This window comes from Paenibacillus sp. FSL L8-0470 (genome assembly GCF_038008625.1).
Lineage (GTDB): Bacteria > Bacillota > Bacilli > Paenibacillales > Paenibacillaceae > Paenibacillus_AQ.
The window spans coordinates 3,384,535-3,397,007 of sequence record NZ_JBBOZM010000001.1 but is presented as its reverse complement, the minus strand read 5'-3'; the positions used below and the strand labels follow the sequence as shown (position 1 = coordinate 3,397,007).

Below are 12,473 nucleotides of genomic sequence, written 5' to 3'. Positions count from 1 at the left end.
ATTGGGATCAAAGATGTTAAATCTGTCTATACCTTAATCCCAAGATGTTATGGAGTAGGAGGACAGTTGTTATGGAGTTGTAAAAAGATGCGGATGCTTGTCCCTTCACCAAGAACAGACTTCAGCTCAACTCTGGCTTGATGCGCCTCGGCAATTTGCCGGCATAAGGAGAGACCGAGACCGGCATTGCCATAGGTCCGTGAACGTGCCGGGTCCGCCCGATAGAACGGCTCGAAGGCACGCTTGCTCTGTTCCGCCGTCATCCCGCTTCCGCTGTCACGCACTTCCAGCACAGCCTCCCCGTTCTGATTATAGGCTAGCAAGCGGATCTGGCAGCCTGGCTTTGAAGCATGCATGGCATTTTCGATCAAATTCACCAGAAAGGATGCCAGCAGATCCGCATCTCCCCACACGGTGGGGATGGAGCTGTCAATCTGTAACAGTATTCCGTTCTCTGTTAATTTTTGCTGTTCCGTCTGCACTACCGCCTCGAACAGTCCGGAAACATCCACCTCTGACTGCACCAGAGGCTGGTGCCGGAGGACTGACAAATCAAGCAGCTTAAAGGCAAGGTTCTTCAGCCTGACCGTTTCACTCCAAATATAGCGGCCGGCCTTTATCTGTTCTTCCTGGCCAATGTTCGCCGAAGTGAGAAATTCAGCGAATCCCTGCATACTGGTCAGCGGTGTACGCAGTTCATGGGCAAGATTATCGACCATCCGCTGTTTATCCTCGGCCATGTCGGAGAGATCAGTCATCCGCTGCTCCACCACCGAAGCCATCCGGTTGAAATTGAAGGCCAGTTCCCCGAATTCATCTCTGCTATGCAGCTCCACACGGTTTGAATAATCACCTTCGGCAATCGTCTTGGTCGTCTCCGACAGCTGCTTGAGCGGCTTGGTCAGTTGGCGGATAAGGAGATAGAGCAGCAGCGCCAGCACCGGACCTACAATCCAGTTAATCATTACAAAGAAGCGGTTTAGCTCCTGCTGCTGGGCATACAGCCCGCTGATGTCGCGCTTATAGGCAAGCTCCAAATGCTGGTAAGGAGCAGGAAGCGGCATGGATAACCGGATGGTATGTTCATCCTGCATACCGTCCTTTCTGCCCGTATTCGGGTAGATTAGCCGTCCGTTCTCCCGCAGCTCCAAGCCAATTCCTTGTGTACGGTAGTGTTCACCATATGACTCAGCCACACTGAGCAGCAAGACAGGGGTGAGGGTGATGCCCCGTGCCAGGATAGAATCAAGATTCTCGTATATATTATTCGCAATCAGCAGCTGCTCGCTGGCCGCCCGCTTGGTCTCGCTGGCCATGTTCAGCTGCCAGCTTTTTTTCATCACCATAATTACACTTACATCGAGGGCTGCTATGAAGAGCACGAGGACGGAGAGGAGAATCTTATGCCAGAACCGCATGGCTAGACCTGAACTTCCAGGCGGTAGCCCAGCTTGAATACGGTTTTGATTCGTTCTTCCCAGCCTAGTTTTTTGCGCAGCTGACGGATATGGACATCCACGGTGCGGGTGTCGCCGGCAAAATCATAACCCCAGGCCAATTCAAGCAGTTTTTCCCTAGAGAGGGCTATATTCCGGTTGCGGATCAATACTTCGAGCAGCTCAAATTCCCGGGTGGTCAAATCCACCGGCAACTGGTCTACCCGGACCTGACGTTCCGGAAACCGGACCTCCACCTCATCGCAAATAAAAGCAGAGGCAGTTTGTTCATTCCTGCGCAGAACGACATTGATACGGGCCAGCAGCTCAAGGATTTCAAAGGGTTTAATAATATAATCATCCGCACCTAACTCGAACCCTTTGATGCGGTCTGCCAATGCATTTTTGGCCGTAATCAGAATTACCGGAATCCGCAAGTGGGCAATCTGCTGCATCACTTCAAACCCGTCCATACCGGGAAGCATCACATCAAGCAGAATAAGATCCGTTCGCTCCTGTTCTAGAATTCCTGAAACCTCTGAACCGGTATAAACTTTGGAATATGTGTGTCCGACCAGCTTAAGGTTCATGGAAATCAAATCGCTGATCGGCTGTTCATCTTCAACCACTAGTATATGGGCCATCCACTGAATATCCTCCTGATTCCTAAAATAGCGAAAATTTCTGTTCGCATAGACTTCATCCGCTAGCATCAGCTTACAAATTTAGCGCGAATTCTTTACAATCCGTATCGATAAAGCCTCAGTCGACCAGCACAATATAGATCATATTCAACCCTTCTTTCCTGTGTTGTTAACTATTTACACTTTAACATACCAGATTTCAGAATTCTTCATGACTCTTTCGGTTTGGCGCTGGAAGTCACGTTTAAGTCTTTTTTTTGCAGAAGGTAATTGGCAGACAAAAAAAACTAAAGGATGGAAATTTTGAGATTAAAAAAGTCTTTTCTGATTGCTAGTGGCAGAGGGATCCGCTATAATTTAATAAATTCCAATGCGAAAGGTGTGAATTAGATGGGCAAAGATATCAAATCCAAAGGAATCCCCAGACCATTGGTCAAAACCAACCAGGCAGTTATCGTGATCTCCGTACTATTAACCTGGCTTACAGGACAACATTGGATACTTGCGATTCCCCTAGCCGCCGGCTTGTCCGGTTTACTGTTCGGATACAATCCCGTGATGAAGGTTGGGGTAAATTTCCTCAAGAAAGAACGCTCTGCTTATGTGCACGAAGATTGGGAGCAGCAGCAATTTAATCAAAGTATAGCCGTCTTCTGTCTTGCCGCTGGTCTGATCAGCTTCCTGGCAGGCTGGAATATTGCCGCATATAGCTTCACCGCATTGGTAGCGGTCGCAGCAACTGTCGCTATTCTTGGATTCTGCATTGGCTGCTTTATCCATTACCAGTGGAGAATGTACAACTACAGACGCAAACAGGGAAGCACTCAATAACGCTGTATAGCGTGTAATGACAGCAGCCGCAGCAGACATTGTTACCGGCAACAACAAAACAAGCAGCAATGAGACCTGGGTCTTCACTGCTGCTTGAGACTGGCATTGAATGTGCTGGCCAACTCCTGCCACAGGTTATTTCCTCTCTTCGTCGCCCGCATCATCCCAGCGATGGCGAAATTTCTCAAGCCTTGGATGAACAGTAGATGGAGTTTCGCTCAGAATAAGCCGAAGCTTCACGATCCACTCCTCAAAGGAGGAATAAGAAGCAAACAAATTAGCCATCTCTGGTGTCAGATACAGGAAATACGGCGAAGGATACACGTCGCTAATATGACGGAGCGCAGAATCGAGCGGCGTATATTTCTTCCGTTTTCCCTCCAGTGTTTCCACAGTGATAAATGAAAGTCCCTGTTCTCTTCTCCACTCATGCAAACGGTCTTCCCGCTTATAATAAGCCTGTACAGGCTCCTTCGTCATCCGCCTTACTGTTTCTTCATGCAACGGATACAGCACCAGCTTGGTGAATTTGCGCTCCGTAGCCGTCCGGGCTGCCTCAGCCAGCTCCTGATCACTTATATGCTCAAAGGAATCATAGAAAACTAGCGTTCCTTTGCGTTCGCTGGCCGGTGGTTCATAGCCATAGGGTACATGCTGGATCTCTCGTTTCATTTTCGCCCTCCTGCTTGTTCTGTCCGCTCTATATAGCATAGCATGCGCTATTTTGATCGGAATTAAATGTTTTATGATTTGGTTTTGATTAAAAAGAGCGTCAGGTCATCGTCCACACAAATTTGGCTTCCTGGAACTACGGGCATATCGTTATACATTATCCCTCTGCCGTCGGGGACAAAGCCGCGCTTGATGTACATTCTTTGTGCAGTGCCATAGTCAGCATACAACCCGAAGCCTATACCTATCGTGTCCGACTGCATAAATGCCTCTTTTTCCAGCGCCTCGATAAGCAGACTTCCTATGCCCAGCTTGCGGAGCGGGGGGATAATGTCAAAGTTCTGGATTTCAGGGATTCCGTGCTCTCTAAAGTATGGGTACTGCGGGTGAAGCACCACATGGCCCCAGCCTGCAAGCTTACTCTCAAGAAACACCAGGAGCGTCACTCTTTCTTTACTACGGTTTTCTTCCCAGCAGCTTTTGATATACTCTAGTGGTTTACTGATATCGTGATCAAATAAACCTTCATAGATCATCTCTATGTCTTCTTGGGTCATAGGACGGATCTGTACAGGTAAACTCATGGCATGTCTTCCTCCATTCAAGCAGAATGCTGCTTTTTTTCAGTGTTTGCTATTCACTCTGCTGTCCATTAATCTGTTTATAGATATGAGTATCGGGAATAGATGTATAAACAGACGAGATGGGCTGTTCCGTTGGATCTTCACTTTCCGGCAGTGCTTGGGCAAACTTAACAGGCTCCTCAAATCGGATTACATAGTCCATTTCTGGAGCGGAAAGCGGCTGTTCGATATCATTTTCGATTTTATCAATACTCCAGTGTGATAGATTTAAGCTTCATTCCTGAACCTTCTTATACGCGTAGTATGCAGCCCCCAGCGTTCCGGCCCTGCTGCCAAGCTGAGCCTGAACAATCCTGCATTTGCCGCCCGCCAGTTTCAGTGCATGCGCATTTACCGTTTCCCGGGCGCTGCGCAGCAGCCTGTCCCCTGCCGCCGCCATTCCCCCGCCGATAATGACCACGTCCGGGTTCAGCAGATTAATGACATTGGCCAGTCCAAACCCAAGCAAAACCCCTGTCTCATGCATCACCTCGACAGCCAGGCTGTCCTCAAGATCATACGCCTCAGAGATCATCAGAGCGGTTATGGCATCATTATTACCGGTTGTCCACGTCTGAATGATGCTGGTTCTGCCTTCACCCAGCTTTTCCTTAAAAGTGTTGACCATGCCTACAGCGGACACGTACCTCCCAAGACAGCCGGAGCTTCCGCAGCGGCAAGGGCGACCGTTCCTGTACATGTTCATATGCCCGATTTCCCCGGCACTGAAGGTAGTACCGTAAAGCACCGTGTCCTGAGCGATGATTCCTGAACCTAGTCCCGTTCCTAGCGTAAGCAACACCTGATTTCTATACCCTCTGCCTGCGCCAAACTGCCATTCACCGTACAGGTTGGCTCGCACATCGTTATCGATAAATACAGGAAAGCTGAAGAACTTTTTCATTTCATTTACAATATGTATGTTTTCCCAATCCGGAAAATTGGGAGAGAAGATGGACAGTCCCTCTTCCGGATCAAGCAAACCGGGGACACCCATTCCCATGCATTGGATCTGCTCCAAAGCAACTCCATGCTCCTCCGTCAAGATGAACCGCATTTCGGATCCGTTCGAGCACAAATGCCGGTCCTTTCGCGGCTTCAGTAGCCGTTGACAATTCCCGGATTACTGTAAAATCGGTATCAAACAGTCCTGCTTTGATATTCGTTCCACCCAAATCTACCCCAAGGATATATGATTTCATCCAGTACCTCCTCAATTCCGCCAATTTCATTTTTATGTTAGTGATGATCTTTCAACTTTTTCAAAACCCTACAAGTGCCATATCAGTGCAAGCCCATTGTCTTCGCATCGGCTTCCGCCCTGCGGATCGCCTGCACCCCGCTCTCCAGCTGGCTTTCCGTAAGATTGGAGTAGCCCAGCAGAAATACGGGCTTCTGCGGCTTGGAGCCCACGAAGTATGAAGAGGCTGGATAGATACGTACGCCATACCGAAGCGCAGCTGCCGCTATATCATTTTCATTTGCCGGTGAATCCAGCTCAACCAGCACATGCAGGCCTGCCTCTTCACCAAACGTACGCACCCGCGGGCCAAACTCCTTCTTCAGACTGTGAAGCAGACAACTTCTGCGCCCGGCGTAGAGCTTATTCATTCGGGCAACATGACGGGCATATTGTCCAGACTTCAAAAATTCAGCCAGCGCTTCCTGATCCAGAGCAGGAGACATCCGGTCGGCAAGCCATTTGACCGCCAGAAATCCCGGGATCATGGATGGGGGCAGGATAATATAGCCTATGCGGAGCGCCGGAAACAGGATTTTGCTGAAGCTGCCGATGTAGGCCACCCTGCTGCCGGAATCCAGACCGGCAAGTGCTGACAGCTTCGGACCATCGTATCTGTATTCGCTGTCGTAATCATCTTCAATAATTAATGCGTCATGCGACTTTGCCCATTTCAGAAGCTGAATCCTGCGGCTTAATGACATCGTTGCCCCGAGCGGGAACTGATGGGATGGCGTGACATAAATCAGCTTTGGAACCTTGCCCTGACCTGTTTCAGCCGCTTGAAGAACACGTTTGTCGAAGTCTTCAACGGTTATGCCTTCCTCATCCACCGTTACCGGTATAATCTCAGCGCCGGAGAACCTGAATATTTCGCGTATCGTATGGTGGGTGGGATCTTCCATAATCACGCCGTCGCCTTTGCTCAAACATAACCTCGCCAAAATATCCAAAGCCTGCGTTGCCCCCGCTGTAATCACAATTTGCTCAGCAGTCACGGGAATGGAACGTGTTGAACGCAGCAGCCGGGCAATTTCCTGGCGCAAGGAAAATGAGCCTTCCGCAGGTCCATAGCCCAGTGTCTGAGGGGTGGCGCTGCGGCAGGCGTTCATGAGCGCTTTCTGCCAGCTGTCCATGGGAAAGGCATCCCAGGCAGGCACACCATGGCGGAAATCACAAAACACGGCACCAGGGCCTGCATGATCCATGATTGGATCAGGTATAAGCAAAGAGAGGTCCAGTTCATTCTTTAAGTGAACTTGAGGGTCCTCCTGCACTGTCATTTCCATGACAGGGTCATCGCCTGATGAACCGTGCTCAGACTGCAGACCCGTAACGAACGTTCCCGCACCTTTGCGCATTTCCAGGTAGCCTTCCGCTTGAAGCAGCTCATATGCCTGCAGAACCACGCTTCGTGAGAGGGATAACTGCTTAGCCAGCATTCTCGTTGGCGGCAAAGGATCGCCTCCACTTAAAGCTCCGGAATGGATAGCTGTCCGAATCTGCTCATAGATCTGCCGGTTTAAAGGTACTGCCCTATCTCTGTCCAGCGTGATCAGCAGCTCATGCTTCATCGGTCACCCCTCCACATTTTCATCATTTATCAGAAATTTAATGATATCACCTTTACTATAACTGCCGCTGTTACCGCACCCAGAACAACAAGCAGCAGCGGTATTTTACGGACTAAGACCAGTATAACAGCGGCAGCGCCGGAAGCGATACCGATCAGCGGAGCTTTAGGATCTACCTGGAAGATTCCCGGCACCGTTAAGGCACTCAGTACAGCCAGCGGCAAATGATCCAGCATCATCTTGATTTTACCGGTTTTCGGAAGGAAATCACGGGTAAGCAGCAGCGGCGTGAATCGCAGCAAAAAGGTGATCAGCGCCATGCCAACAATCACGGCAATGTTCATGCGGCCTCCTCCACAGCCCTGTTAACCCGAACTGGAATGAGAAGGCCGGCAGCCATTCCTGCCAGCATGGCGGCAAGCACAGCGGAACTCCCAAGGTAGGGCTGCAGAAGCCAGGAGAACAACGCCGAGCACAGGCAAATCACCAGATTGCGCCTGTTGCCCCGCAGCTGAGGAACAATTAATGCAATCAATAAAGCATATAGCGAGGTGTTCAGCGCGGGTAAAAAAGCGGCCGGAATATAGGCTGCAAGGGATATACCAGCCGCTGTGGACACAAGATTCGCAGCATATGGAGGAATTTGCAGGCCAAGAAGATAATGCAGCGGCAACTCCGGTGTTTGCCCGTCCGCTGCTTCCTGCCCTAAACTCTGCTTATCGCTTAGCATACTTACCGCATAGACCTCTTCTGTTAGACTGAAGCCGATCCACGCCTTCACCGCAGTACTGAGGTTTCGTCTGACCGACCCTGAAAAGGACAAACTGATCATCAGGTATCTTAAATTAATAACCAAGGTCAGCAGCAATATAAGAGGCGCCGCCGTCCCTGCCGCAAGCAGCTTGACGCCAGCAAATTGGCTTGTGCCCGCATACATCAGTGCCGACATCAGAAAAACCTCCAGACTTCCAAGACCAAGTCCCTTGCCGACCAGCCCAAAAGTAAAACAGGCAGGAATAAAACCGGCGACAATCGGCAAAGAATCCAAACACCCTTTTTTAAACTCGGCTCCAACGACACCCATGTTTGATCACTCCCTTAGCACATTTAAACCACACAGCCAGCTTACCTGTTCGGTCTGTACCGGGAAATAACCACTTTGCATTCTATCCACCATACCAATTCTATTGAGGCAAAAAAAGGACAGACAGGGTGTCTTTCCTCCTGTCTGCCTTGCTGATACTATTTTATAGCTGATAAGCTGCTTTAGGAGCCTGCTCCCTTATACCGTTTAACCCCGTAGTTCCAAGAAACAAGGCCAAGGCAAAGGAATACCGCACCGACTACAGGAGTCAGCAGCGCCATTCCTCGCATCTCATCCCGTTCCAGAAAGAGCGCCGCCGGGTAAATACCGACGAAGGCGAACGGAATTACCCAGGTGAGCAGTACCTGAATAGCCCGGTTGTAGATTGTGACCGGATAACGGCCATAGCTCTGAATATTGTACATCAGCGGCAGAATGCCGGTCGGGGCATCGGAATAGAATGACAATGAAGTCAGCGTGGTGTAAATCCCCGTATAGATGGCTACCGCACTAAGCGTAAGGAGGATCATTGCCGGTATCGTCCACCACTCGAACGGCAGTCCGAGGTTCGCACCGCTGATTGCCATAATAATCAGTCCAATGATCGAACCAAACAGGGCTGGCGGGTCTACATTCTCCAGAAAGATCTGAAAAAGGTTATGCGCCGGCCGGGTCAGAATCCGGTCCATTTCGCCTTTGACAATATAGCGCTCACTGAAGCCCCACATGTTCACGAAGCAGCTGAAGACGCCGTACGGGACCATAAAGAAGCCGTATACGAACACCACTTCATTTTGATTCCAGCCGCCCAGGCTGTCGGTATGCATAAAGATCACAAGGATAAAAATAAAATTAGTCGCTTGAAACAGCAGATCCGAAATGACCTCCACCCAGAAATCGGCGCGGTAGGTCAACCGGGTCTTCATATAATTTTTCAAATATTCGATTAACAATCCCAGATAATACAAACCTTCCTCACCCTCCCTGCACGAACAGCCGCTGACGCGCCGCGTGGTATAGCCAGACAATTGGAATCAGCAGCACCAGGAACCAGAACACCTGGACACCGAGCACATTCCATATGCCCACACCCTGTACCCGGCCCGTAAATACGGAACCCGGAAGGTAGGTAATGGCTTGGAAGGGCAGAACCTTCAGCACACCGGACAGCCAGTCCGGGAACAAGCTGATCGGGATAATCAGGCCGGAGAACAGGTCTACAATGACCCGCTTCATGCGCATCATGCCTTCATTGTTCTCCACGAAGAAAGCGGACAGCCCTGTGATAACGTTAATCTGTGAACTGATCAGGAAGCTGAAGAAGAGCATGACCAGAAAGCCGGCCCAGGCCGAAGGCTCTGTCGGCAATTGCACCGGAAATAACAGAATGGCGATGACCATCCCCGGAATCATCAGCATCATGAAGCGGAATAACCCTTCGCCGAGTCCCTGCATCATTTTGACCAATACGTAGTTATAAGGACGAATGAACTGGATGGCGATGCTGCCGTCACGGATATCCGTGGAGATCTCCCGGTCCAGGTTGTTGAAATAAAAGGCGCGCGCCATCCACGAGACGGCCACATAGGTGGTCATCTGCGCTCCTGTAAACCCGCCAAGTGACTCCCCGTTCCCATAAATGGCCTTCCAGGTGAAATAGTTCACCCCAATATTAAGCGTATAGATTAGAATCCCTGAATAATAGTTAACACGGTAAGCGAGCATGGTTAGAAAGCGGATGCGGATAAAATCAAAATAAGCGCCCAGCAGAAGTCTGCGTCCATTTTCCGGCTGTCCTCCAGAGGAAGAGGAGCCACCCGCGGAGCTGGAAACAGCGGCGTTAAGCTTGTCCGACATGTATGACCTCTTTCTCTTCCTGCAAAGCCGCGATCATCTCTTCCGGTTTCTCCGCCGATCCGGACTGATAAATGCTGCGGACAATATCGTCCGTGTTGGTTTCGATAATCTTGATGTCTGTTATGTCCGCCTGGCCTACCACGCGTCCCAGCACATCCGATACATTCAGCTCCAGCGGAATCCAGACTTTGGCGGCGAGGTCGTTCTCGGCCGTCCAGGTCACCGGCATGCCTTCCGTCCATTGCATAATCCGGCTGAGCTTTGTAGCTGTGCCAAATTGGAATACCACCTCACGCCCGGTTCCCCAGCGCTGTTTCAAGTCCTCCAGACCGCCGTCATAAATAATCCGCCCATCATCGAGCATAATGACCCGTGAACAGAGCGCTTCAATGTCCTGCAGATCATGAGTAGTCAGCAGAATGGTTGTTCCATGCTCCCGGTTCATGTCCTTCAGAAACTCGCGGATCTCCGATTTCACGACAATGTCGAGACCAATGGTCGGTTCATCCAGGAACAGAATCGAGGGGTTATGGAGCAATGCTGCCACAAGCTCGCAGCGCATCCGCTGGCCGAGACTAAGCTTGCGGACCGGCCGGTTCAGCAGATCCTGCAGCTCCAGACGCTCCACTAGCTCATCGAGCCGCTTTTTGAAATCTTGTTCGGAGACCCGGTATACCTTGCGCAGCAGCTGAAAAGACTCGATCACGCCGATATCCCACCACAACTGGCTGCGCTGCCCGAAGACTACCCCGATGTTCTGCACAAATTTCTCACGTTCGGCATACGGAACAAACCCGCCTACAGTCAAGCTGCCAGCGGTCGGAACGAGAATGCCGGTGAGCATTTTAATCGTGGTCGATTTGCCTGCACCGTTCTCACCGATATATCCGCAGATTTCACCTTGAGGAATCGTGAACGAAATGTCCTTCACTGCCGTCACTTCGGAGTATTCCCTCTTAAACAAATCAGCGAAGGCCCCTTTGAGGCCCTCGCGGTTCTTTTGGACTTTAAACGTTTTGCGTAAGTCCTGCACTTGAATGGCGTTCATATTGTACCTCGCTAAGCTAAAGATTGGGTTCAGTACCCCATTATAATGCACGGATTACAAAAGCACTACCCGTTTATCGTAAAATAAGCAGAAACGGTTATACCGTCCATTTACAAACGGCATCCGTTTCTGCGGGGAAATCAGGAATGTAGCTGGATAACAGCATTATTTGGCGACTCTGCCTTCAAAGAAATCGTTACTTTTCACAGCTTCCAAGTGGCCGGACCGCGTTACCTTTGTGCGCAGGTACTTCTCATTGAATACGGAAACGTCACCCCATAGCGGAATTCTTTTCACCGTGTTCATGCCGGCAGCCTTCAAGGCGTCCATCTTCTTAGGGTTGTTCGTAATCAGTGTCACCGGTTTGCTGCGCAGATGCTGCAGTACGCTGATGGCATCCTTATAGTCTCTGGAATCATCGGCAAAGCCAAGCTCCAGATTGGCTTCCACAGTATCATAACCTTCTTCCTGAAGAATATAGGCCATTGCCTTGCTGAACAGACCAATGCCTCGTCCTTCATGATTGGCCAGGTAGAACAACGCACCGGAGCCGTGCTGGGCAATCATCTTCATCGACTGGCGCAGCTGGAAGCCGCAATCACAGCGCTTGCTGCCGAAAATATCGCCGGTATGGCAGATGCTGTGCATGCGGATCAAAGCTTCGTCCGAGTCTTCGAAATCACCGTAAACGAGTACACTGGACTGCTGACTATCAGCAAGATTCATGGAAGACAAACGGGAAATCAATAATTCAGTTGCTTCTATAGAATCCCCGCCCTGCAATTCAACGTCATCCGATTTCAACCAGCTGTACCATTTAAAAGTGACTGTTTCTCCATCGAGATTCACCGGCAGCGTAATCGGTCCGACCAGTATATTAGTGGAATCATCCATCGTTATCCGTTTGATCTTATTCTGCAATATAGAAAGGATATCAGGTTTAATCATAAGTGCACCGTCCTAAAGTTTTAAATATTTTTAATTTTAACTTCGAGTAACTATTTGTAAGTTAGTTTATCATTGTAATATAACTTCGTCAAGTTATAATATATATTTAAATAATTATGATTACTTATTGTAAGTTTATGATATAATGAATGCAGAGGTGATCTTAATGAATGACTTCGAGATGTGTCCACGCTTTGAAAAAGCAGTAGATGTGCTTAGCAAACGTTGGGTTGCACTGATCGTATTTGTATTAATGAATGGCCCTCGCCGGTTTGGTGAAATCGAGAGCTGCTTGTCCAATCTCAGCGGAAAGGTTTTGTCTGACCGCTTGAAGGAAATGGAAAATGAGGGCATTATCACGCGTACAGTTTATCCTGAAATGCCTGTACGCATTGAATATTCGCTGACGGACAAAGGCACTGCCCTGGCTCCTATTCTTGGAGAAATCAGCAACTGGTCTACAGAGTGGATTGAGATCGGCGCAACCAAATGATATGGGGTCCGCAGCATCAATAG

General features: G+C 49.7%; 16 protein-coding genes. 2 read left to right on the top strand and 14 right to left on the bottom strand.

What is annotated here, in order from left to right; genetic code table 11:
- Nucleotides 1-47: 47 nt before the first annotated feature.
- Nucleotides 48-1,340 carry a sensor histidine kinase gene (locus NST99_RS15455; RefSeq protein ID WP_341092853.1) on the bottom strand — a complete coding sequence of 431 codons (1,293 nt, stop codon included), beginning with the start codon at nt 1,338-1,340 and terminating at the stop codon, nt 48-50.
- A gap of 80 nt (nt 1,341-1,420) precedes the next feature.
- On the bottom strand, nt 1,421-2,080 hold the full coding sequence (locus NST99_RS15450) for a response regulator transcription factor (protein ID WP_341092852.1): 660 nt from the start codon (nt 2,078-2,080) through the stop codon (nt 1,421-1,423).
- A 390-nt stretch (nt 2,081-2,470) separates the two neighbouring features.
- Here NST99_RS15450 and NST99_RS15445 point away from each other — a divergent pair, with 390 nt between their 5' ends.
- A complete protein-coding gene (locus tag NST99_RS15445; RefSeq protein WP_341092851.1) occupies nt 2,471-2,911 on the top strand; it encodes a DUF4395 domain-containing protein in 441 nt (146 codons plus the stop codon).
- 135 nt (nt 2,912-3,046) lie between these two features.
- Here the strand turns inward: NST99_RS15445 and NST99_RS15440 are convergent, their stop codons facing one another.
- The 12 genes from NST99_RS15440 to NST99_RS15385 form a co-directional block, all read right to left on the bottom strand.
- Entirely contained in the window at nt 3,047-3,583 is a 537-nt protein-coding gene (locus tag NST99_RS15440; protein WP_341092850.1) for a hypothetical protein, read from the bottom strand.
- 71 nt (nt 3,584-3,654) lie between these two features.
- Nucleotides 3,655-4,167 carry a GNAT family N-acetyltransferase gene (locus NST99_RS15435; protein ID WP_341092849.1) on the bottom strand — a complete coding sequence of 171 codons (513 nt, stop codon included), beginning with the start codon at nt 4,165-4,167 and terminating at the stop codon, nt 3,655-3,657.
- A 49-nt stretch (nt 4,168-4,216) separates the two neighbouring features.
- Nucleotides 4,217-4,369 carry a hypothetical protein gene (locus tag NST99_RS15430; RefSeq protein ID WP_341092848.1) on the bottom strand — a complete coding sequence of 51 codons (153 nt, stop codon included), beginning with the start codon at nt 4,367-4,369 and terminating at the stop codon, nt 4,217-4,219.
- Nucleotides 4,370-4,441: 72 nt separating this feature from the next.
- Entirely contained in the window at nt 4,442-5,209 is a 768-nt protein-coding gene (locus tag NST99_RS15425) for an ROK family protein (protein ID WP_341092847.1), read from the bottom strand.
- On the bottom strand, nt 5,181-5,408 hold the full coding sequence (locus NST99_RS15420; protein WP_341092846.1) for a hypothetical protein: 228 nt from the start codon (nt 5,406-5,408) through the stop codon (nt 5,181-5,183). Before NST99_RS15420 ends, NST99_RS15425 begins: the two co-directional genes overlap by 29 nt.
- An 82-nt stretch (nt 5,409-5,490) precedes the next feature.
- Nucleotides 5,491-7,020: a MocR-like pyridoxine biosynthesis transcription factor PdxR gene (gene pdxR, locus NST99_RS15415; RefSeq protein WP_341092844.1), complete on the bottom strand. Its 1,530-nt coding sequence runs from the start codon at nt 7,018-7,020 to the stop codon at nt 5,491-5,493.
- A gap of 29 nt (nt 7,021-7,049) precedes the next feature.
- The gene (locus NST99_RS15410; protein ID WP_341092842.1) at nt 7,050-7,364 is read right to left on the bottom strand and encodes an AzlD domain-containing protein; all 315 of its coding nucleotides are present in this window, start codon (nt 7,362-7,364) and stop codon (nt 7,050-7,052) included.
- Nucleotides 7,361-8,104 carry an AzlC family ABC transporter permease gene (locus NST99_RS15405; RefSeq protein WP_341092841.1) on the bottom strand — a complete coding sequence of 248 codons (744 nt, stop codon included), beginning with the start codon at nt 8,102-8,104 and terminating at the stop codon, nt 7,361-7,363. Before NST99_RS15405 ends, NST99_RS15410 begins: the two co-directional genes overlap by 4 nt.
- A 182-nt stretch (nt 8,105-8,286) precedes the next feature.
- Nucleotides 8,287-9,030: an ABC transporter permease gene (locus NST99_RS15400; RefSeq protein WP_341097660.1), complete on the bottom strand. Its 744-nt coding sequence runs from the start codon at nt 9,028-9,030 to the stop codon at nt 8,287-8,289.
- A gap of 49 nt (nt 9,031-9,079) precedes the next feature.
- Nucleotides 9,080-9,874, bottom strand: coding sequence for an ABC transporter permease (locus NST99_RS15395; protein ID WP_341097659.1), 795 nt, complete (start codon nt 9,872-9,874; stop codon nt 9,080-9,082).
- A 70-nt stretch (nt 9,875-9,944) separates the two neighbouring features.
- A complete protein-coding gene (locus tag NST99_RS15390; protein ID WP_340898532.1) occupies nt 9,945-11,009 on the bottom strand; it encodes an ABC transporter ATP-binding protein in 1,065 nt (354 codons plus the stop codon).
- Nucleotides 11,010-11,174: 165 nt separating this feature from the next.
- Complete coding sequence (locus tag NST99_RS15385) at nt 11,175-11,957, bottom strand: GTP cyclohydrolase II (RefSeq protein WP_076109261.1); 783 nt, start codon at nt 11,955-11,957, stop codon at nt 11,175-11,177.
- 166 nt (nt 11,958-12,123) lie between these two features.
- Here NST99_RS15385 and NST99_RS15380 point away from each other — a divergent pair, with 166 nt between their 5' ends.
- On the top strand, nt 12,124-12,450 hold the full coding sequence (locus NST99_RS15380) for a winged helix-turn-helix transcriptional regulator (RefSeq protein ID WP_038591312.1): 327 nt from the start codon (nt 12,124-12,126) through the stop codon (nt 12,448-12,450).
- Nucleotides 12,451-12,473: the final 23 nt, after the last annotated feature.